The sequence below is a fragment of the Streptomyces sp. NPDC098789 genome (assembly GCF_044759975.1).
GTDB lineage: Bacteria > Actinomycetota > Actinomycetes > Streptomycetales > Streptomycetaceae > Streptomyces.
The window spans coordinates 18,882-40,677 of sequence record NZ_JBIWAJ010000020.1 but is presented as its reverse complement, the minus strand read 5'-3'; the positions used below and the strand labels follow the sequence as shown (position 1 = coordinate 40,677).

The window sequence follows — 21,796 nt, the reverse complement described above, 5'->3', positions numbered from 1 at the left end:
CGGCACCTTGATGGGTGCCGCCCGTTTTCGCATGTTCCACCCCATTTTGTATCCAGGAAGAAGCAGCCACCGTGTCTGACCCGAACCTGAACGCGAGCCCCGACTCCGTCGAGTCCGTCGAGGACGCGCTCGACATCGTCGAGGCGGCGGACGCTGCGAACCCTGACGAGGCCGAGATCGCGGACGCCGACGCCGGCGTCGCCGCCGAAGAGGCTGCTGTGCACGTCGTAGAGGCCGACGAGACCGACGAGGCCGCCCAGATCGACGCCGACGAGGCCGACGAGGTCGACGAAAGCGCGGTCGAGGACGAGGCCGACGAGGCTTCCGACGAGGACGAGGCTTCCGACGAGGAAGAGTCCGAGGACGACGCCGAGGTCGACGAGGCCGACGCCGAGGCCGAGGACGAAGAGCCCGCGGAGCCGGTCGACCCGATCCAGGCCCTGCGCGACGAGCTCCGCAGCCTGCCCGGCGAGTGGTACGTCATCCACACCTACGCGGGCTACGAGAAGCGCGTGAAGGCGAACCTCGAACAGCGCGCCGTCTCGCTGAACGTCGAGGACTTCATCTACTCGGCCGAGGTGCCCGAGGAAGAGATCGTCCAGATCAAGAACGGCGAGCGCAAGAACGTCCGGCAGAACAAGCTGCCCGGTTACGTTCTCGTCCGCATGGATCTGACGAACGAGTCCTGGGGCGTCGTCCGCAACACCCCCGGCGTCACCGGCTTCGTGGGCAACGCCTACGACCCGTACCCGCTGACCCTCGACGAGATCGTCAAGATGCTCGCCCCCGAGGCGCAGGAGAAGGCCGCCAAGCTGGCCGCGGAAGAGGCCGGCCTGCCCGCGCCCGCCGTCAAGCGCACCATCGAGGTCCTGGACTTCGAGGTCGGCGACTCGGTCACCGTCACCGACGGCCCGTTCGCGACGCTCCAGGCGACCATCAACGAGATCAACCCGGACTCGAAGAAGGTCAAGGGTCTCGTCGAGATCTTCGGCCGCGAGACCCCGGTCGAGCTGAGCTTCGACCAGATCCAGAAGAACTGATCCAGCAGGTCTGAGTCAGTCCTCTGACACACGCTTCCCGCCAGGTCAGATCGCCCCGAAAAGGGTGGTCTGACCTGCTGGGTTTTATGCCCCGCCCTGATACCCGTTATCGTGGTGCGGTATGCCTCCATCCGGATGACCGGTTGGCGGCGAAACACTCTCACAGGACCCGGAGAGAGCAATGCCTCCCAAGAAGAAGAAGATCACGGGGCTCATCAAGCTCCAGATCAAGGCCGGTGCGGCCAACCCGGCGCCGCCGGTCGGCCCCGCGCTCGGTCAGCACGGCGTCAACATCATGGAGTTCTGCAAGGCCTACAACGCCGCGACCGAGTCGCAGCGTGGCATGGTCGTGCCGGTGGAGATCACGGTCTACGACGACCGCTCCTTCACCTTCGTGACGAAGACCCCCCCGGCCGCGCGCCTCATCCTCAAGCACGCGGGTGTGGAGAAGGGCTCGGGCGAGCCGCACAAGACCAAGGTCGCCAAGCTCACCGGCGCCCAGGTCCGCGAGATCGCCACGCTGAAGATGCCCGACCTGAACGCCAACGACCTGGCGGCCGCCGAGAAGATCATCGCCGGCACCGCTCGTTCGATGGGCATCACGGTCGAGGGCTGATCCAGCCCCTCGCACGCCCCCAGTGGTAGGACCAGCGCTGGTCCGCACCACGACTCCACACCTGCCACGCGGCGGAAGCCGCATGGTGCTATCTGCAAACAGGAGCAGAAGTGAAGCGCAGCAAGACTCTCCGCGCTGCGGACGCCAAGGTCGACCGGGCAAAGCTCTACGCCCCGCTCGAGGCCGTCCGTCTCGCCAAGGAGACCTCCGCGACCAAGTTCGACAGCACCGTCGAGGTCGCCTTCCGCCTGGGTGTCGACCCGCGCAAGGCCGACCAGATGGTCCGCGGCACCGTGAACCTCCCGCACGGCACCGGCAAGACCGCCCGGGTCCTGGTCTTCGCGACCGGTGACCGTGCAGCGGCCGCGGAAGCCGCCGGCGCCGACATTGTCGGCAACGACGAGCTGATCAACGAGATCGCCAAGGGCAACCGCCTCAACGAGTTCGACGCCGTTGTCGCCACCCCGGACCTCATGGGCAAGGTCGGCCGCCTCGGCCGCGTGCTCGGTCCCCGTGGCCTCATGCCGAACCCGAAGACCGGCACCGTCACCATGGACGTCGCCAAGGCTGTCACCGAGATCAAGGGTGGCAAGATCGAGTTCCGCGTCGACAAGCACTCGAACCTGCACTTCATCATCGGCAAGGTCTCCTTCACCGATGAGCAGCTGGTCGAGAACTACGGCGCCGCGCTGGACGAGATCCTCCGTCTGAAGCCGTCCGCCGCGAAGGGCCGCTACATCAAGAAGGCCGCCCTGAGCACCACGATGGGCCCCGGCATCATCCTGGACCAGAACCGCACCCGGAACCTCCTCGTCGAGGAAGACCCGGCCGCGGTCTGATCCGGCAGGGCCCCCGGGCCCACCGGCAGCATCTCGGCGGGCCCTCCGCCTCCCTCACGGGAGGTGGGGGGCCCGTTTTCGTTCCCCGGCCGCATGGAGCCTCGCCGGCCCTCGCCGGGGCTTCCCGGCCTCCCGGGTCCGCCGGGGCGCCCGGGGCCGTACGGCGCCCGCCAGGGGCCCGCACGGGGCGCGGGAGGGCGCTGAAGGACGATTTGCTCCGGGGCGGGATGTTCGCGTACGCTTCCGGAGAAGCCAAAGACCGCTGGTCGTTGCCGTGCTCGCAAGAGGACGGTGGCCGAAGGATTCGCTAGATGCGGACGACCTGCGCAGGTGTTCAGTGGATAGTTCCCGGACTCGTTCCGGTCGAGCCGTGCCCCGAGCGCCTGCGCCGGGGCGTTTTTGTTTGTCTAGCCCCTTCTGAGCGGTCCTCATCACCCGGAAGGAGGCCGAAGCACTATGCCGACGCCCAACAAGGCTGCCGCGGTAGCCGAGCTCACGGACCAGTTCCGCGACTCGAACGCCGCCGTGCTGACCGAGTACCGGGGCCTCACCGTGGCGCAGCTCAAGACGCTGCGTCGTTCCCTCGGTGAGAACGCCCAGTACGCCGTGGTGAAGAACACGCTGACCAAGATTGCGGCCAACCAGGCCGGGATCACCGCGCTGGACGAGCACTTTGCTGGTCCGACCGCGGTCGCCTTCATCACCGGTGACCCGGTGGAGTCGGCGAAGAGCCTGCGTGACTTCGCCAAGGACAACCCGAACCTCATCATCAAGGCGGGTGTCCTTGATGGTAAGGCGCTCACCGCCGATGAGATCAAGAAGCTCGCGGACCTCGAGTCCCGCGAGGTTCTGCTCAGCAAGCTGGCCGGCGCGTTCAAGGGCAAGCAGTCTCAGGCTGCCTCGCTCTTCCAGGCGCTGCCGTCGAAGTTCGTCCGCACTGCGGAAGCGCTTCGCGTCAAGCTCGCCGAGCAGGGCGGTGCCGAGTAATTCGGCTCGCGCACTGACCCACGCCGCCTAGTGCGTGGGTCAAAGCGGGCCGTCACGCCCGCCTCTATATACATCCGGCACCTGCCGATTTAGTGGAAGGATCGCCCATCATGGCGAAGCTCACCCAGGACGAACTCCTCGCCCAGTTCGAGGAGCTCACCCTCATCGAGCTCTCCGAGTTCGTGAAGGCGTTCGAGGAGAAGTTCGACGTCACCGCCGCCGCGGCCGTCGCCGCTGCCCCGGCCGGTGGCGCTGCCGCCCCCGCCGAGGTCGAGGAGCAGGACGAGTTCGACGTCATCCTCACCGCCGCCGGTGACAAGAAGATCCAGGTCATCAAGGTCGTGCGTGAGCTGACCTCCCTCGGCCTGAAGGAGGCCAAGGACCTCGTCGACGGCGCTCCGAAGCCCGTCCTCGAGAAGGTCGCCAAGGAGGCCGCTGAGAAGGCTGCCGAGTCCCTCAAGGGCGCCGGCGCCTCGGTCGAGGTCAAGTAACACCTCTGAGGCCCTCACAGGGCCTCTCCAAGGGGCGATCACCCGTAAGGGTGGTCGCCCTTTGGCGTACCCGCAGTGCCTGATTTGCCCTGCTCTCGTTGGGGAGTAGGGTGATCATCGTTGCTCCGAGACAGGGCCCGGTGATGATCCGCTCGGAGCAGGGGGCCTTGACGAACGGCACGCGGCGCGCAATTCTCAGTCCCGTTGCCACATGAAGGAGGCCGATCCGGATCCCGAGGTATGGATCGGTTACAAAGAGGGCAGTACTGATACGCGCTCTGTGTGCGAGCGCCGCAGCGTTCAACAACAAGGGGAAGGCCTGTTGCCGGACTCCAGAAATCTGGTCTGGACATCAGTGAGCCAAGTGGCTACACTGACCCTTTGCGCTGCCTGTTAGCTGCCCCCTGCCCGTCGCCAGGGGCATACCTACGCTGAAGCACACCTGATCGAGCACCCTCACCTGGTCCTTTGGACCGGATAGGGGAAGTTCCTCTTCTGTGTCAGCTGGGACCGGTACGCGCGTAGTGAGTCCGAGCCCTCGGAAGGACCCCCTCTTGGCCGCCTCGCGCAACGCCTCGACCAATACGAACAACGGTGCCAGCACCGCCCCGCTGCGCATCTCCTTTGCAAAGATCAAGGAGCCTCTCGAGGTTCCGAACCTCCTGGCGCTGCAGACCGAGAGCTTTGACTGGCTGCTCGGTAACGCCGCCTGGAAGTCTCGCGTCGAGTCGGCTCTGGAGAGCGGACAGGACGTCCCCACCAAGTCCGGTCTGGAAGAGATCTTCGAGGAGATCTCGCCGATCGAGGACTTCTCCGGGTCGATGTCGCTGACCTTCCGCGACCACCGCTTCGAGCCTGCGAAGAACTCCGTCGACGAGTGCAAGGACCGCGACTTCACCTTCGCGGCGCCGCTGTTCGTCACGGCCGAGTTCACCAACAACGAGACCGGTGAGATCAAGTCCCAGACGGTCTTCATGGGCGATTTCCCGCTCATGACGAACAAGGGCACCTTCGTCATCAACGGCACCGAGCGTGTCGTGGTGTCGCAGCTGGTCCGTTCCCCCGGTGTCTACTTCGACTCCTCCATCGACAAGACGTCCGACAAGGACATCTTCTCCGCCAAGATCATCCCGTCCCGGGGTGCCTGGCTGGAGATGGAGGTCGACAAGCGCGACATGGTCGGTGTCCGCATCGACCGCAAGCGCAAGCAGTCCGTCACCGTTCTCCTGAAGGCTCTCGGTTGGACCACCGAGCAGATCCTGGAAGAGTTCGGCGAGTACGAGTCCATGCGCGCCACCCTGGAGAAGGACCACACCCAGGGCCAGGACGACGCGCTGCTCGACATCTACCGCAAGCTGCGTCCGGGCGAACCGCCGACCCGTGAGGCCGCGCAGACGCTGCTCGAGAACCTCTACTTCAACCCGAAGCGCTACGACCTCGCGAAGGTCGGTCGCTACAAGGTCAACAAGAAGCTCGGCGCGGACGAGCCCCTCGACGCCGGTGTGCTGACGACGGACGACGTCATCGCCACCATCCGTTACCTGGTCAAGCTGCACGCCGGCGAGACCGAGACGGTGGGCGAGTCGGGTCGGGCGATCGTCGTCGAGACCGACGACATCGACCACTTCGGCAACCGTCGTCTGCGCAACGTCGGCGAGCTCATCCAGAACCAGGTCCGCACGGGTCTGGCTCGTATGGAGCGCGTCGTGCGCGAGCGCATGACGACCCAGGACGTCGAGGCGATCACGCCGCAGACCCTGATCAACATCCGGCCGGTCGTCGCCTCCATCAAGGAGTTCTTCGGCACCAGCCAGCTGTCGCAGTTCATGGACCAGAACAACCCGCTGTCGGGTCTGACGCACAAGCGTCGTCTCTCGGCGCTGGGTCCCGGTGGTCTGTCCCGCGAGCGGGCCGGCTTCGAGGTCCGAGACGTTCACCCGTCGCACTACGGCCGCATGTGCCCGATCGAAACCCCTGAAGGCCCGAACATCGGTCTGATCGGTTCGCTCGCGTCCTACGGTCGCGTCAACGCGTTCGGTTTCGTCGAGACCCCGTACCGCAAGGTCATCGAGGGTGTCGTCACCGACGACGTCGACTACCTGACGGCCGACGAGGAAGACCGCTTCGTCATCGCCCAGGCCAACGCCGGCCTGAACGACGAGATGCGCTTCACCGAGAACCGCGTGCTGGTCCGCCGTCGTGGTGGCGAGATCGACTACATCGCCGGCGACGACGTCGACTACATGGACGTCTCCCCGCGCCAGATGGTGTCCGTCGCGACCGCGATGATCCCCTTCCTGGAGCACGACGACGCCAACCGTGCCCTCATGGGCGCGAACATGATGCGCCAGGCCGTTCCGCTCATCAAGGCGGAGGCGCCGCTCGTCGGCACCGGCATGGAGTACCGCTGTGCGGTCGACGCCGGTGACTCGATCCGTGCGGAGAAGGACGGTGTCGTCCAGGAGGTCTCGGCCGACTACATCACCGTCGCCAACGACGACGGCACGTACACCACGTACCGCGTCGCGAAGTTCTCCCGCTCGAACCAGGGCACCTCGGTCAACCAGAAGGTCATCGTCAACGAGGGTGACCGGATCATCGAGTCCCAGGTCCTCGCCGACGGTCCCGCGACCGAAGAGGGCGAAATGGCCCTCGGCAAGAACCTGCTCGTGGCGTTCATGCCCTGGGAAGGTCACAACTACGAGGACGCGATCATCCTGTCGCAGCGCCTCGTGCAGGACGACGTCCTCTCCTCGATCCACATCGAGGAGCACGAGGTCGACGCCCGTGACACCAAGCTGGGCCCCGAGGAGATCACCCGGGACATCCCGAACGTCTCCGAGGAGGTCCTCGCGGACCTCGACGAGCGCGGCATCATCCGCATCGGTGCGGACGTCGTCGCGGGCGACATCCTGGTCGGCAAGGTCACGCCCAAGGGCGAGACCGAGCTGACCCCGGAAGAGCGTCTGCTCCGCGCGATCTTCGGTGAGAAGGCCCGCGAGGTGCGCGACACCTCGCTCAAGGTTCCTCACGGTGAGATCGGCAAGGTCATCGGCGTCCGCGTCTTCGACCGCGAAGAGGGCGACGAGCTTCCCCCGGGCGTCAACCAGCTGGTCCGCGTCTACGTGGCCCAGAAGCGCAAGATCACCGATGGTGACAAGCTCGCCGGCCGCCACGGCAACAAGGGTGTCATCTCCAAGATCCTTCCGATCGAGGACATGCCCTTCCTTGAGGACGGCACGCCGGTCGACATCATCCTGAACCCGCTGGGTGTCCCGTCCCGAATGAACCCGGGACAGGTCCTGGAGATCCACCTCGGCTGGCTCGCCAGCCGCGGCTGGGACGTCTCCGGCCTCGGCGAGGAGTGGGCCGAGCGCCTGAAGGTGATCGGCGCCGACCGCGTCGAGCCCGGCACCAACGTCGCCACCCCGGTGTTCGACGGTGCTCGCGAGGACGAGATCTCCGGCCTCTTCGAGCACACGATCCCGAACCGCGACGGGGACCGTCTGGTCCTCCCGACCGGCAAGGCGCACCTGTTCGACGGCCGCTCCGGCGAGCCGTTCCCGGAGCCGGTCTCGATCGGCTACATGTACATCCTCAAGCTCCACCACCTGGTCGACGACAAGCTCCACGCCCGTTCGACCGGGCCGTACTCGATGATCACGCAGCAGCCGCTGGGTGGTAAGGCGCAGTTCGGTGGCCAGCGCTTCGGTGAGATGGAGGTGTGGGCGCTCGAGGCTTATGGCGCCGCTTACGCCCTCCAGGAGCTGCTGACCATCAAGTCCGATGACGTGACCGGCCGCGTGAAGGTCTACGAGGCCATCGTCAAGGGCGAGAACATCCCCGAGCCGGGCATTCCCGAGTCCTTCAAGGTGCTCATCAAGGAAATGCAGTCGCTCTGCCTCAACGTGGAGGTGCTGTCCTCGGACGGCATGTCCATCGAGATGCGCGACACCGACGAGGACGTCTTCCGCGCGGCGGAGGAGCTCGGTATCGACCTGTCCCGGCGTGAGCCGAGCAGCGTCGAAGAGGTCTGACGGGCCTGACGGGGGGCTCGCTCAAGAGCCCCCCGTCATCCCCGGGACCGTTCAGACCATGATTGAGACTCGACCCCGAAAGAGGGATTGACGCACAGTGCTCGACGTCAACTTCTTCGACGAGCTGCGGATCGGCCTTGCCACCGCGGACGACATCCGAACCTGGTCCCACGGCGAGGTCAAGAAGCCGGAGACCATCAACTACCGCACGCTCAAGCCCGAGAAGGACGGACTCTTCTGCGAGAAGATCTTCGGTCCGACCCGGGACTGGGAGTGCTACTGCGGCAAGTACAAGCGTGTCCGCTTCAAGGGCATCATCTGTGAGCGTTGTGGCGTCGAAGTCACGCGCGCCAAGGTGCGCCGCGAGCGGATGGGCCACATCGAGCTTGCCGCTCCCGTCACCCACATCTGGTACTTCAAGGGCGTTCCGTCGCGTCTTGGCTACCTGCTGGACCTCGCGCCGAAGGACCTCGAAAAGGTCATCTACTTCGCCGCGTACATGATCACGTTCGTGGACGACGAGCGCCGCACCCGCGACCTCCCGTCGCTGGAGGCCCACGTCTCCGTCGAGCGCCAGCAGATCGAGAACCGCCGCGACTCGGACCTCGAAGGCCGTGCCAAGAAGCTCGAGACCGACCTGGCCGAGCTCGAGGCCGAGGGCGCCAAGGCCGACGTGCGCCGCAAGGTGCGCGAAGGTGCCGAGCGCGAGATGAAGCAGCTGCGCGACCGTGCGCAGCGCGAGATCGACCGTCTGGACGAGGTCTGGTCGCGCTTCAAGAACCTCAAGGTCCAGGACCTCGAGGGCGACGAGCTGCTCTACCGCGAGCTGCGTGACCGCTTCGGCACGTACTTCGACGGTTCGATGGGTGCCGCGGCGCTGCAGAAGCGCCTGGAGTCCTTCGACCTCGAGGAAGAGGCCGAGCGCCTCCGCGAGATCATCCGTTCCGGCAAGGGCCAGAAGAAGACCCGTGCGCTCAAGCGCCTCAAGGTCGTCTCCGCGTTCCTGCAGACCAGCAACAGCCCCAAGGGCATGGTGCTGGACTGCGTGCCGGTGATCCCGCCGGACCTGCGTCCGATGGTGCAGCTGGACGGTGGCCGCTTCGCGACCTCCGACCTGAACGACCTGTACCGCCGCGTGATCAACCGCAACAACCGCCTGAAGCGCCTTCTCGACCTCGGTGCCCCCGAGATCATCGTGAACAACGAGAAGCGCATGCTCCAGGAGGCCGTCGACGCCCTCTTCGACAACGGTCGTCGTGGTCGTCCGGTGACCGGTCCCGGTAACCGCCCGCTGAAGTCCCTGAGCGACATGCTCAAGGGCAAGCAGGGTCGATTCCGTCAGAACCTTCTCGGTAAGCGCGTGGACTACTCAGCGCGTTCCGTGATCGTCGTCGGTCCGCAGCTGAAGCTGCACCAGTGTGGTCTGCCCAAGGCCATGGCGCTGGAGCTCTTCAAGCCGTTCGTGATGAAGCGCCTGGTCGACCTGAACCACGCGCAGAACATCAAGTCGGCGAAGCGCATGGTCGAGCGCGGCCGCACGGTCGTCTACGACGTGCTCGAAGAGGTCATCGCCGAGCACCCGGTTCTCCTGAACCGTGCGCCCACGCTGCACCGCCTCGGCATCCAGGCCTTCGAGCCCCAGCTGGTCGAAGGCAAGGCCATCCAGATCCACCCGCTCGTCTGCACCGCGTTCAACGCGGACTTCGACGGTGACCAGATGGCCGTGCACCTCCCGCTCTCCGCGGAGGCGCAGGCCGAGGCCCGCATCCTGATGCTGTCCTCGAACAACATCCTGAAGCCCGCCGACGGCCGTCCGGTCACGATGCCGACCCAGGACATGGTCCTCGGTCTGTTCTTCCTGACCACCGACGGTGAGCTCCGTGACACCAAGGGCGAGGGCCGCGCGTTCGGCTCCACGGCCGAGGCGACCATGGCGTTCGACAACGGTGAGCTGGCGCTCCAGTCCTCCGTGGACATCCGCTTCCCGGTGGGCACCATCCCGCCGCGCGGCTGGGTGCCCCCGGTGGCCGAAGAGGGCGAGCAGGAGTTCCAGCCGGGCGACAGCTTCCGTCTGCGCACCTCCCTGGGCCGTGCGCTCTTCAACGAGCTGCTGCCCGAGGACTACCCGTTCGTCGACTACTCGGTGGGCAAGAAGCAGCTCTCCGAGATCGTCAACGACCTGGCCGAGCGCTACCCCAAGGTCATCGTGGCGGCGACGCTCGACAACCTGAAGGCGTCGGGCTTCCACTGGGCGACCCGTTCGGGCGTCACCGTGTCCGTCTCCGACATCGTCGTGCCCGAGGCCAAGAAGGCCATCGTCAAGGGCTACGAGGAGCTGGACGAGAAGGTCCAGAAGCAGTACGAGCGCGGTCTGATCACCAAGGACGAGCGCACGCAGGAGCTCATCGCGATCTGGACCAAGGCGACCAATGAGGTTGCCGAGGCGATGAACGCGAACTTCCCCAAGACGAACCCCATCTTCATGATGGTTGACTCGGGTGCCCGAGGAAACATGATGCAGATGCGACAGATCGCCGGTATGCGTGGTCTGGTGTCGAACGCGAAGAACGAGACCATCCCGCGTCCGATCAAGGCGTCCTTCCGTGAGGGCCTCACCGTTCTGGAGTACTTCATCTCCACGCACGGTGCCCGTAAGGGTCTGGCGGACACCGCCCTGCGTACCGCCGACTCGGGTTACCTCACCCGTCGTCTGGTGGACGTCTCGCAGGACGTCATCATCCGCGAGGAGGACTGCGGTACCGAGCGCGGCCTGAAGCTGAAGATCGGCGTCAAGGACGAGACCGGTGTTCTGCGCAAGGCCGACGACGTCGAGACCTCCATCTACGCCCGCATGCTGGCCGAGGACGTCGTCATCGACGGCAAGGTCATCGCGCCGGCCAACGTGGACCTCGGTGACGTGCTCATCGACGCCCTCATCGCGAACGGCGTCGAGGAGGTCAAGACCCGCTCGGTCCTGACCTGTGAGTCCGCGGTCGGCACCTGTGCCTTCTGCTACGGACGCTCGCTCGCCACCGGCAAGCTGGTCGACATCGGTGAGGCGGTCGGCATCATCGCCGCCCAGTCCATCGGTGAGCCCGGTACCCAGCTGACGATGCGTACCTTCCACACCGGTGGTGTGGCCGGTGACGACATCACGCAGGGTCTGCCGCGTGTCGTCGAGCTCTTCGAAGCCCGTACGCCGAAGGGTGTCGCCCCGATCTCCGAGGCCGCCGGTCGCGTGCGGATCGAGGAGACCGAGAAGACGAAGAAGATCGTCATCACGCCGGACGACGGTGCCGAGGAGACGGCGTTCCCGATCTCCAAGCGCGCCAAGGTCCTCGTGCACGAGGGTGACCACGTCGAGGTGGGCCAGAAGCTCACCGCGGGTGCCACCAACCCGCACGACGTGCTGCGCATCCTCGGTCAGCGCGCGGTCCAGGTCCACCTGGTCGGCGAAGTCCAGAAGGTCTACAACTCGCAGGGCGTGTCGATCCACGACAAGCACATCGAGATCATCATTCGGCAGATGCTGCGCCGCGTGACGATCATCGAGTCCGGCGACGCGGAGCTGCTTCCGGGCGAGCTCGTCGAGCGGTCGAAGTTCGAGACCGAGAACCGTCGTGTGGTCACCGAGGGCGGTCACCCCGCCTCCGGCCGTCCGCAGCTGATGGGTATCACCAAGGCCTCGCTGGCGACGGAATCCTGGCTGTCGGCCGCCTCCTTCCAGGAGACGACCCGAGTCCTGACGGATGCGGCGATCAACGCCAAGTCCGACAGCCTCATCGGCCTCAAGGAGAACGTCATCATCGGTAAGCTCATCCCGGCCGGTACGGGTCTGTCCCGCTACCGCAACATCCGGGTCGAGCCCACCGAGGAAGCCAAGGCCGCGATGTACTCGGCCGTCGGTTACGACGACATCGACTACTCGCCCTTCGGCACCGGCTCCGGCCAGGCCGTCCCGCTGGAGGACTACGACTACGGCCCGTACAACGGCTGAGTCGCTCCAGTAGCGCAGTAGACAAGCACCGCAGGGCGGTCACCCGAGAGGGTGACCGCCCTGCGGCGTTCCCGGGTCGTGGAACCCGGAGCGGCGCTGCGAAACGCCGAAGGGGGGCGCCGCCGGAGATCCGGCGGCGCCCCCCTTCGGCGTGTGCGTGGGTGCGTCCCCCCTACGCGGCGCCCGTCCTGCGGCGGCGGAGGGAGGTGACCGTTACCGAGGTGAGGGCCAGGAGGGCCAGGGTGGCGGCTGCCAGGCCCGGGGTGAGGCCGCGGGGGGTGAAGCTGCACGCGACCGTGCCGGTGGTCGGGGTCACCGGGAGGGCGACCAGGCCGTGGTGGGCGGTCGGGGTGGTGGCGGCGCCGCCCGCGGTGCACTGCCAGCCGGGGACGTCGGTCATCGCGAAGACGGCCGTGCCGGAGGCGCCGCGGGGGAGGGTGGCCTCGATGCCGTGGCCGCTCGCGGTGACCTTCGTGGCCCCGGTGGCCTTCAGGTGGGCGACGGCCGCGTCGAGGCGGCCGCGGTCCAGGCAGCCGACGGGGTGCTCGGGGGCGGCGCCCTGGGAGCGGGTCTCCACGGTCACCTCGACCGTGCCGGAGGCCGGGACCGCGCCGAGCTTCATGACCCCGGAGAGCTTGTCCTCGATCGGGCGCCGGGTGCCGTCGCTGACGACGGTGCCGTAGAGGGCGGGGGAGTACCAGTACAGCTCGGAGCCGGGCGTGCACCGGGCGGTGTACGTCTGTGCGGTGTCCGGGCCCGTGCGGGTGACCTTCGGGACGTCGTAGACGGCGGCGCCCAGCACGTCCTCCTGGTGCGCGTAAACGCTGTCGGCGGGGTTCGGCGAGGTGAAGGGGGCGCTGTGGACGGTCACCAGGGGCGGGGCCGGGAAGCGGCTGGCAGTCCAGCTGTTCGGGGCGTCGCCCGGGCGGACCCGGGCGCCGATCGAGAAGATCGCGTCGAGGACCGGGTTGTCGGCGCCGAAGAAGGTGCGGCCGTCGTTCTTGTAGCCGAAGCCGAGGGGTTCGAGGGCCTTGTACGTGGCCTCGGGGAGGTAGCTGCTGTAGTACTGCGGACCCTCGGCCCGCAGGGCGAGGGCGTCGTTGTACGCGGTCTGCGGCGCGCCGGAGTCGGTCCGGTATGCGGGCCAGCCGTCCACGTCGCGGACGGCGTCGAAGTGCTGGGAGATCGACCGGTTCGAGGTCACGGCGGGCGCGGCCCAGCGTTCGCGGGCCCGGCGCTCGTCGGCGTTCACCGCGGCCAGGGTGGATTCCGCGAAGACGACGCCGACCATGAGGACGGCGGCGACGGGCACGAGGTAGCGCCGCTTGCCGCTGGTCACGAGGAGCAGCAGCGCGAGCAGCGAGACGCCCCCGCCGCCGAGGACCGCCGCCCAGGTGGCGCCGCCGAAGTCGTTGGTGTGGCGCAGGACGAAGGTGGCGACGACCAGCAGGGCCGCGCTGAGCGCCAGGTGCAGCGGGCGCGGCCGGTGGGCGAGGGCCAGCCAGGCCAGCACGACCAGCATCCCGCTGAAGACGAAGGCCTCGCGGTACGGGTTGCCGTTCGGGACGGCCAGGCCGTGCCACAGGTACTGGGTCGGCGGGAACTGGAACGAGGCCGCCACCAGCACGATCGCGGCGCCCCACACCAGGCGGGTGCGCTTGGCGACGGCGGTGTTCAGGAGGAAGGAGCCGGCCAGGATCAGGCCGAGCGAGGCGATGTAGAGCCGGGGCCGGCCGCCCCACAGGTGGGTCGCGGGCAGCATCCCGCTGAGGAAGACCTCGATGCGCTGCGGGTGGAAGGAGGAGGCGTCGGTGGGCTGCGCCGCGCCGCTGGAGAGGAAGGACGGAAGGAGGAGGGGGAGGGTGAGCATGATGCCCACCGCCGCCGCGGAGCCCGCGCGCCACACGGCCCGCAGCCGCGCACCGGACTCCATGTCCCGGGTGATGAGACGGACGGCGAGCAGCACGCAGGCCGCCATCGTCGCCATCATCGCGGTGTAGAAGTTGCCGTACCAGGCCAGCGCGACGAGGAGGGCCACCGAGGGCCAGCGCCGCTGCTCCAGGCACCATTCGACCGCGATCCCGAGCATGGGCAGCGCCACCAGGCCCCACAGCCACATGGGGATGTACGAGGCGTCGCTCAGCGCCCATCCGCACAGGCCGTAGCAGGCGCCCAGTACCCCGCGCTGCCACCACGGGCCCGGGACCAGCTTGCCGAGGTAGACGGCCATCAGGGCCGCCGCGAGCCCCATGGTGAGCGGGGTGACCAGGAAGACCGCGAGGTCGACGCGGGCCCGCGGGACCAGCACGGTCAGCCAGGACAGCGGGTTGCCGAGGTAGGTGTAGTAGTCGGACAGGAACTGCTGTCCGAAGCCGCCGCGCCAGGTGAAGAGCAGGTCGCCGGCGGCCTGCCCGTGGACCAGGTCCCAGAGCGCGCGGTGGAAGGGCACGTACTGGTTGGCCTGGTCGTTCAGGGCCCGCCCGGTGTTGCCGAAGGGGTAGCTCCCGCGCAGCGCCCAGGCCGAGCAGAACGCGGCCGAGGTGACGAGGAAGGCGAGCAGGGGCGCGTACAGCCGCCGCAGGACCGGCCGCAGGCGGCGGCGGGCGGGCCGTGCGGGCTCTGGGGGCGGATCGCCGACCGTCGACCGCTCCGATGCCACGGTGCCCAATGTCTTGCTCCTGATGCTCGCCGATGCCGTCGGTGCGCCGTGCGTCCGCGGGGGCCCACCGGGGCCGGCGCCGGGTCGCGCGCTGTTCGATGATCGGTACGATGGATCGTTTCGGGTAGTTTAAGCGGCCGTGGGCCGGGCCCCCGGGGGCGAGCGACCCGGCGGGGGCATTTGTTTTGACCGGAGTGAATGCGGTAGGTACGCTCAGACCTTGTGCCTGGGGTGTGCCTGGGCTCCCGTGCGTGTCCATCAACCGCACGCGAGCCGCACTGGCCACCGTTATCCGTAGGGTCTCCGCGCTGAGCGGGGGCTGAGCGGGTACGACACACCCGACCGCGTGGGTCGGCAAATGTTCCAGGTTAGCTTCACTACACGGCACACAGAAACCGGAGAAGTAGTGCCTACGATCCAGCAGCTGGTCCGTAAGGGCCGGCAGGACAAGGTCGAGAAGACAAAGACCCCCGCGCTTGAGGCTTCGCCCCAGCGTCGCGGCGTCTGCACGCGTGTGTTCACGACCACCCCGAAGAAGCCGAACTCGGCGCTCCGTAAGGTCGCGCGCGTGCGTCTGACCTCCGGCATCGAGGTCACGGCCTACATTCCGGGTGAGGGACACAACCTGCAGGAGCACTCCATCGTGCTCGTGCGTGGTGGCCGTGTGAAGGACCTGCCGGGTGTTCGTTACAAGATCATCCGCGGTGCGCTTGACACCCAGGCTGTCAAGAACCGCAAGCAGGCCCGCAGCCGCTACGGCGCCAAGAAGGAGAAGTAGAAATGCCTCGTAAGGGCCCCGCCCCGAAGCGCCCGGTCATCATCGACCCGGTCTACGGTTCTCCCCTGGTGACGTCGCTCATCAACAAGATCCTCATGAACGGCAAGCGCTCCACCGCTGAGCGCATCGTTTACGGCGCCATGGAAGGCCTCCGCGAGAAGACCGGCAACGACCCGGTCATCACGCTGAAGCGCGCGCTCGAGAACGTCAAGCCGTCGCTTGAGGTCAAGTCCCGCCGTGTCGGTGGCGCCACCTACCAGGTGCCGATCGAGGTCAAGCCGGGTCGTCAGTCGACCCTCGCGCTGCGCTGGCTCGTGGGTTACTCCCGCGCCCGCCGCGAGAAGACGATGACCGAGCGCCTCATGAACGAGCTGCTGGACGCGTCCAACGGTCTCGGTGCTGCCGTCAAGAAGCGTGAAGACACGCACAAGATGGCCGAGTCCAACAAGGCCTTCGCGCACTACCGCTGGTAGTCCGAACCCACATCGAGACCGAGAGAAGACTGAGCCGATATGGCTACCACTTCGCTTGACCTGGCCAAGGTGCGCAACATCGGCATCATGGCCCACATCGACGCGGGCAAGACGACCACCACCGAGCGCATCCTGTTCTACACCGGTGTGTCGTACAAGATCGGTGAGGTCCACGACGGCGCAGCCACGATGGACTGGATGGAGCAGGAGCAGGAGCGTGGTATCACCATCACGTCTGCCGCCACCACCTGTCACTGGCCGCTCGAAGATGTTGACCACACCATCAACATCATCGACACCCCGGGTCACGTCGACTTCACCGTCGAGGTGGAGCGTTCGCTCCGCGTCCTCGACGGCGCCGTCACCGTGTTCGACGGTGTGGCCGGCGTCGAGCCGCAGTCCGAGACCGTTTGGCGTCAGGCGGACCGCTACGGCGTCCCGCGCATCTGCTTCGTCAACAAGCTCGACCGCACCGGCGCCGAGTTCCACCGTTGCGTCGACATGATCAAGGACCGCCTCGGTGCGGTTCCGATCGTCATGCAGCTCCCCATCGGCGCCGAGATGGACTTCCAGGGCGTTGTCGACCTGGTCACCATGAAGGCGTTCGTCTGGTCCGCCGAGGCGACCAAGGGCGAGATGTACGACATCGTCGACATCCCGGACACCCACAAGGAAGCCGCCGCTGAGTGGCACGCCAAGTTGGTGGAGACGGTCGCCGAGAACGACGACCAGATCATGGAGCTGTTCCTCGAGGGCATCGAGCCCACGGCCGAGCAGCTGCACGACGCCGTGCGTCGCATCATCATCGGTTCCGGCAAGGGCACCGGCGCCACGATCACCGCGGTGTTCTGTGGCACGGCGTTCAAGAACAAGGGTGTTCAGCCCCTGCTCGACGCCGTCATCCGCTACCTCCCGTCGCCCCTGGACATCGAGGCCATCGAAGGCCACGACGTCCGGGACGCCGAGGTCGTCGTGAAGCGCAAGCCCTCGGACGACGAGCCCCTCTCGGCGCTCGCGTTCAAGATCATGCGCGACCCGCACCTCGGCAAGCTCACCTTCGTCCGGGTTTACTCGGGCCGCCTGGAGGCCGGCACTGCGGTGCTGAACTCCGTCAAGGGCAAGAAGGAGCGCATCGGCAAGATCTACCGCATGCACGCGAACAAGCGTGAAGAGATCGCCGCGGTGGGCGCCGGTGACATCGTCGCCGTCATGGGTCTGAAGCAGACCACGACCGGTGAGACGCTGTGTGACGACAAGGCCCCCGTGATCCTGGAGTCCATGGACTTCCCGGCTCCGGTCATCCAGGTCGCCATCGAGCCGAAGTCCAAGGGCGACCAGGAGAAGCTGGGTGTCGCCATCCAGTCCCTGGCCGAGGAGGACCCCTCCTTCCACGTCCACTCGGACGAGGAGACCGGCCAGACCATTCTCGGCGGTATGGGCGAGCTGCACCTCGAGGTGCTGGTCGACCGTATGAAGCGCGAGTTCAAGGTCGAGGCCAACGTCGGCAAGCCGCAGGTCGCTTACCGCGAGACGATCCGCAAGACCGTCGAGCGTCACGACTACACCCACAAGAAGCAGACCGGTGGTACCGGTCAGTTCGCCAAGGTGCAGATCGCGATCGAGCCGATCCTCGAGGCCGACGGTCCGGCGTACGAGTTCGTGAACAAGGTCACCGGTGGCCGCATCCCGAGGGAGTACATCCCCTCGGTCGACGCGGGTGCGCAGGAAGCCATGCAGTTCGGCATCCTCGCGGGCTACGAGATGACTGGCGTCCGCGTCATTCTTCTCGACGGTGGCTACCACGAGGTCGACTCCTCGGAGCTCGCCTTCAAGATCGCCGGTTCGCAGGCCTTCAAGGAGGCCGCGCGCAAGGCGTCTCCCGTGCTCCTCGAGCCGATGATGTCCGTTGAGGTCACCACGCCCGAAGAGTCCATGGGCGATGTCATCGGTGACATCAACTCCCGCCGTGGCCAGATCCAGGCCATGGAGGAGCGTCACGGCGCTCGCCTCGTGAAGGGCCTCGTGCCCCTCTCGGAGATGTTCGGCTACGTCGGAGACCTCCGCAGCAAGACCTCGGGTCGCGCCAGCTACTCGATGCAGTTCGACTCCTACGCCGAGGTTCCCCGGAACGTCGCTGAGGAGATCATCGCGAAGGCCAAGGGCGAGTAACTCTTCCGAGTACACGCTTTAGGCTTGTCACCGGAGCCTCAGGGGCAACAGGAGCAACCCTCCGGTTGCCCCGGGGTACCGGCTTTCCAGCAAAGATCACCTGGCGCCAATCTGTAAGGCGTACAGAACCACTCTCCAGGAGGACCCCGTGGCGAAGGCGAAGTTCGAGCGGACTAAGCCGCACGTCAACATCGGCACCATCGGTCACATTGACCACGGTAAGACGACCCTCACGGCCGCCATTACCAAGGTGCTGCACGACAAGTACCCGGACCTGAACGCGGCTTCGGCCTTCGATCAGATCGACAAGGCTCCTGAAGAGCGTCAGCGCGGTATCACCATCTCCATCGCGCACGTCGAGTACCAGACCGAGGCGCGTCACTACGCCCACGTCGACTGCCCGGGTCACGCGGACTACATCAAGAACATGATCACCGGTGCCGCGCAGATGGACGGCGCGATCCTCGTGGTCGCCGCCACCGACGGCCCGATGCCGCAGACCAAGGAGCACGTGCTCCTGGCCCGCCAGGTCGGCGTTCCGTACATCGTCGTCGCCCTGAACAAGGCCGACATGGTGGACGACGAGGAGATCCTGGAGCTCGTCGAGCTCGAGGTCCGTGAGCTCCTCTCCGACTACGAGTTCCCGGGCGACGACCTTCCGGTCGTCCAGGTCTCCGCGCTCAAGGCGCTCGAGGGTGACCCCGAGTGGAGCGCGAAGCTCCTCGGCCTGATGGACGCTGTCGACGAGGCGATCCCGACCCCGCCGCGTGACACCGAGATGCCGTTCCTCATGCCCGTCGAGGACGTCTTCACGATCACCGGTCGTGGCACCGTCGTCACCGGTCGTATTGAGCGTGGTGTCCTGAAGGTCAACGAGACCGTCGACATCATCGGTATCAAGGAGACCAAGACCACCACCACGGTCACCGGTATCGAGATGTTCCGCAAGCTCCTCGACGAGGGCCAGGCGGGCGAGAACGTCGGTCTGCTCCTCCGCGGCATCAAGCGCGAGGACGTCGAGCGCGGCCAGGTCATCATCAAGCCCGGCTCGGTCACCCCGCACAAGGAGTTCGAGGCTCAGGCCTACATCCTGTCGAAGGACGAGGGTGGCCGTCACACCCCGTTCTTCAACAACTACCGCCCGCAGTTCTACTTCCGTACCACGGACGTAACGGGCGTCGTGACCCTCCCCGAGGGCACCGAGATGGTCATGCCCGGTGACAACACCGAGATGACCGTCGCGCTGATCCAGCCGGTCGCCATGGAAGAGGGCCTGAAGTTCGCCATCCGTGAGGGTGGCCGGACCGTCGGCGCCGGCCAGGTCACCAAGATCAACGCCTGATTTCAGGCCTGATCCGACCTGGTAGCTCTGCGGAGCACCATGCACTGAGGGGCCCTTCCCCGTCGCGAGAGCGACGGGGAAGGGCCCCTCGGCGTTTCCCCCCGGAGGTCGTGCCCGGGGGGCGTGCTACGACCAGCCGTTGTCGAAGGTGGTGGCCGTCTTCACCGGGGCGGACCAGCCGTTGTCGCCGGCGACGTTCTGCCCGGTGCTGGAATTCATAGGGGACTGGCCGATAATGAGGGCCAGCGCCGCGGCTACACCGGTGATGAGCAGGGCGATTCGGGCAGAGATCGACTGCATTGTGTGGGTCCTTTTCATGCTGATAGGTCAGAACAGCATCAGATTGCCGGTCGACATGCGGCGCTGATCAGCCAGTTTTTGACATATTCCGGATGGCCGGCTGGCTTGTCTTCGAGTAGCTTGCCGCGCGCAGGAGCCGCACGGGACCCCCCTTGACCTGCGGTATTCACGTCTGTCGCAAACACGAAGGGTGGCGAAGTCGATGGAGTACGGCGAAAACGGAGCCGCTGAGGTGCCGCCGGCGGAGCTGACGCCCGACGGGTTGCGGCTCTACGAGTTCGTGGCCGGTCTGCCCTCCTTCACCCCGGAGGAGGTGGCGGGTCCGCTAGGGCTCGGCGAGCTGGAGCTACAGGCGGCGGTCGAGCAGCTGGAGGCGCTGCGGCTGCTGCGCCGGGACGCGGAGAACGCGAACCGGCTGGCGGTGGTCTCCCCGCAGTTCGCGGCCGGTCAGCTGCTGTGGCCGATGGAGCGCAGGATCCGCCGGCAGGCCGAAGCGGTGGAGCGCATCCGTACCTCCTTCGCCACGCTGGGGCCCTGCTACCAGCTGGGTCAGCAGCGCCAGCAGCGCAAGGCCGTGGAACTGCTGACCGATCTGGACGACGTACGACGGCTGATCGACGGGCTGACGGACAGCTGCCAGACCGAGGCGCTGCACGTGCAGCCGGGCGGCGCGCGCGACCCCGAGGCGCTGCAGAAGGCGCGCGGCAGCATGGCGCGGCTGCTCGAACGCGGGGTGAGCAGCCGGTCGATCTACCAGCACCCGGCCCGCTACAGCCAGCACACGGTGGAGTTCGCCGAGTGGATGATGGAGCGCGGCGCGGAGGTGCGCACCCTCGCCGACGGCCCGGACCGGATGCTGATCTACGACCGCCGGGCGGCGGTGGTCAGCGTGCAGGGGAACTCGGCGCACGCCCTGGTGGTCTACGAGCCCAATCTGGTCGCGTTCATGGTGACCTCGTTCGAGACGGCGTGGCGGGCGGCGGACCCGTTCCCCGTGAGCTTCGACCGCGAGTGGGCGAAGCAGGTCTCCGAGGACCTGCGCCACTCGATCGTGCGGCTGCTGACCGAGGGCCTGGACGACAAGGCCATCTCGCGCCGGCTCGGGATGTCGGTGCGGACCGTGCAGCGGCACGTCGCGGAGATCATGCGGTCCCTCGACGCGAAGAGCCGCTTCCAGATCGGCTACCTGGTCGGCCTGGAGGAGGCGGGCGTGGTGCTCGACGGCGAGTCCCGGGCGGGCGGCGCCGGGGGCGGTGCGGTCGTGGAAGGCGCGGCCGGGGAGGGTGCGGCCGGGGAGGGTGCGGCCCCCGTCACCACTGGGCCCGGGGCCTAGGCGGGCCCACGTCCCGGCGGCTGTGGCCGAAGGTCATGGCCCGCATGACGGCGGGGTCGGTGCGCCCGGCGAGCAGTGCGTCCAGGACGGCGCCGAGCGCCGCCGCGAGCCGCAGGTTCTCGTCCCGGAGCAGGGGCCGCGCGGGCGTCGGGGCGAGCCAGTCCAGGCCGGGCGGCGGCGGGCCCGGCAGGACCATCACGTGCTCGTGTTCGCGCGCGTACGGGCCCCCGTGCGGCGACCGGATCCACCATGCGGCTCCGGCCCCCTCCAGCGGGGGCACCGGCGGGGCGACGAGCCGGGGGATCCGGCCGGTCAGCTCCCGTACCAGTGCGGCCGCCGCCGCGGCCGGGTCGGCCGCGGCGGCCAGCGGGGCGTGGGGCAGGGCGAGCGTCCCGCCGGGCAGGACGCCCACCCGCCAGGGGCCGGCCGGGGCGCCGGTTTCCGCGGCGGGCGTGCGGGCGTAGACGTAGCAGCGGACGGCGCTCACCGCCGGGGCAGCCGGTCCGGGAGGCCGAGGAGCAGCAGGGCCAGGTTGACCCCGGGGCGGCCGAATTCCTCCTGGTAGCGGTCGATGACCACGTTCTCCTCGGTCAGGGAGGTCCGGGCGCCGCCGGAGGTGACGCGGGCGCGGGTGCGCGCGCGGGCGGCCTCGGCGCGCCGGCCGACGAGGTGGATGATCTGCTGGTCGAGGACGGCGATGTCGTCGGGCTGCATGGGGTTCTCCGTTGTGGTGGT

The 21,796-nt window shown here is 67.4% G+C and carries 16 protein-coding genes; 12 read left to right on the top strand and 4 right to left on the bottom strand.

Going from position 1 to position 21,796, the window contains the following annotated elements; all coding sequences use genetic code 11:
* The first annotated feature begins 71 nt into the window (after positions 1–71).
* From nusG to ACIQWR_RS31935, 7 genes are all read left to right on the top strand, one after another.
* On the top strand, positions 72–1,040 hold the full coding sequence (nusG, locus tag ACIQWR_RS31965; RefSeq protein WP_404016759.1) for a transcription termination/antitermination protein NusG: 969 nt from the start codon (positions 72–74) through the stop codon (positions 1,038–1,040).
* 181 nt (positions 1,041–1,221) lie between these two features.
* Positions 1,222–1,656 (top strand): 50S ribosomal protein L11, encoded by a 435-nt coding sequence (gene rplK / locus ACIQWR_RS31960; RefSeq protein ID WP_283452383.1) that lies wholly within the window; start codon positions 1,222–1,224, stop codon positions 1,654–1,656.
* Positions 1,657–1,766: 110 nt separating this feature from the next.
* Entirely contained in the window at positions 1,767–2,495 is a 729-nt protein-coding gene (gene rplA / locus ACIQWR_RS31955; protein WP_404016755.1) for a 50S ribosomal protein L1, read from the top strand.
* Between the two features lie 456 nt (positions 2,496–2,951).
* Positions 2,952–3,482 carry a 50S ribosomal protein L10 gene (gene rplJ, locus ACIQWR_RS31950; RefSeq protein WP_330332008.1) on the top strand — a complete coding sequence of 177 codons (531 nt, stop codon included), beginning with the start codon at positions 2,952–2,954 and terminating at the stop codon, positions 3,480–3,482.
* 110 nt (positions 3,483–3,592) lie between these two features.
* Positions 3,593–3,973: a 50S ribosomal protein L7/L12 gene (gene rplL, locus ACIQWR_RS31945; RefSeq protein WP_404016752.1), complete on the top strand. Its 381-nt coding sequence runs from the start codon at positions 3,593–3,595 to the stop codon at positions 3,971–3,973.
* A gap of 554 nt (positions 3,974–4,527) precedes the next feature.
* Positions 4,528–8,010, top strand: coding sequence for a DNA-directed RNA polymerase subunit beta (gene rpoB / locus ACIQWR_RS31940; protein ID WP_404016749.1), 3,483 nt, complete (start codon positions 4,528–4,530; stop codon positions 8,008–8,010).
* A gap of 97 nt (positions 8,011–8,107) precedes the next feature.
* Positions 8,108–12,007: a DNA-directed RNA polymerase subunit beta' gene (locus ACIQWR_RS31935; RefSeq protein ID WP_404016748.1), complete on the top strand. Its 3,900-nt coding sequence runs from the start codon at positions 8,108–8,110 to the stop codon at positions 12,005–12,007.
* A gap of 172 nt (positions 12,008–12,179) precedes the next feature.
* On the opposite strand, the gene ACIQWR_RS31930 is transcribed toward ACIQWR_RS31935, so the two are convergent.
* Positions 12,180–14,666 (bottom strand): YfhO family protein, encoded by a 2,487-nt coding sequence (locus tag ACIQWR_RS31930; protein ID WP_404016745.1) that lies wholly within the window; start codon positions 14,664–14,666, stop codon positions 12,180–12,182.
* Between the two features lie 406 nt (positions 14,667–15,072).
* On the opposite strand from ACIQWR_RS31930, the gene rpsL reads away from it, so the two are divergent.
* From rpsL to tuf, 4 genes are all read left to right on the top strand, one after another.
* Positions 15,073–15,444: a 30S ribosomal protein S12 gene (rpsL, locus tag ACIQWR_RS31925; protein ID WP_007265893.1), complete on the top strand. Its 372-nt coding sequence runs from the start codon at positions 15,073–15,075 to the stop codon at positions 15,442–15,444.
* Positions 15,445–15,446: 2 nt separating this feature from the next.
* Positions 15,447–15,917: a 30S ribosomal protein S7 gene (gene rpsG / locus ACIQWR_RS31920; protein WP_399259379.1), complete on the top strand. Its 471-nt coding sequence runs from the start codon at positions 15,447–15,449 to the stop codon at positions 15,915–15,917.
* 39 nt (positions 15,918–15,956) lie between these two features.
* A complete protein-coding gene (gene fusA / locus ACIQWR_RS31915; protein WP_399259380.1) occupies positions 15,957–18,086 on the top strand; it encodes an elongation factor G in 2,130 nt (709 codons plus the stop codon).
* Positions 18,087–18,234: 148 nt separating this feature from the next.
* Positions 18,235–19,428 carry an elongation factor Tu gene (tuf, locus tag ACIQWR_RS31910; RefSeq protein WP_399259381.1) on the top strand — a complete coding sequence of 398 codons (1,194 nt, stop codon included), beginning with the start codon at positions 18,235–18,237 and terminating at the stop codon, positions 19,426–19,428.
* A 126-nt stretch (positions 19,429–19,554) separates the two neighbouring features.
* Here the strand turns inward: tuf and ACIQWR_RS31905 are convergent, their stop codons facing one another.
* Positions 19,555–19,728: a hypothetical protein gene (locus ACIQWR_RS31905; protein ID WP_404016741.1), complete on the bottom strand. Its 174-nt coding sequence runs from the start codon at positions 19,726–19,728 to the stop codon at positions 19,555–19,557.
* A gap of 202 nt (positions 19,729–19,930) precedes the next feature.
* On the opposite strand from ACIQWR_RS31905, the gene ACIQWR_RS31900 reads away from it, so the two are divergent.
* The gene (locus tag ACIQWR_RS31900; protein ID WP_404016739.1) at positions 19,931–21,061 is read left to right on the top strand and encodes a LuxR C-terminal-related transcriptional regulator; all 1,131 of its coding nucleotides are present in this window, start codon (positions 19,931–19,933) and stop codon (positions 21,059–21,061) included.
* On the opposite strand, the gene ACIQWR_RS31895 is transcribed toward ACIQWR_RS31900, so the two are convergent.
* Both ACIQWR_RS31895 and ACIQWR_RS31890 read right to left on the bottom strand, forming a co-directional pair.
* Complete coding sequence (locus tag ACIQWR_RS31895) at positions 21,039–21,548, bottom strand: hypothetical protein (RefSeq protein WP_404016737.1); 510 nt, start codon at positions 21,546–21,548, stop codon at positions 21,039–21,041. The two genes, ACIQWR_RS31900 and ACIQWR_RS31895, sit on opposite strands and share 23 nt — an antisense overlap.
* On the bottom strand, positions 21,545–21,775 hold the full coding sequence (locus ACIQWR_RS31890; RefSeq protein ID WP_354382757.1) for a chorismate mutase: 231 nt from the start codon (positions 21,773–21,775) through the stop codon (positions 21,545–21,547). The genes ACIQWR_RS31895 and ACIQWR_RS31890 overlap by 4 nt, the downstream gene beginning before the upstream one ends.
* Positions 21,776–21,796 lie beyond the last annotated feature (21 nt).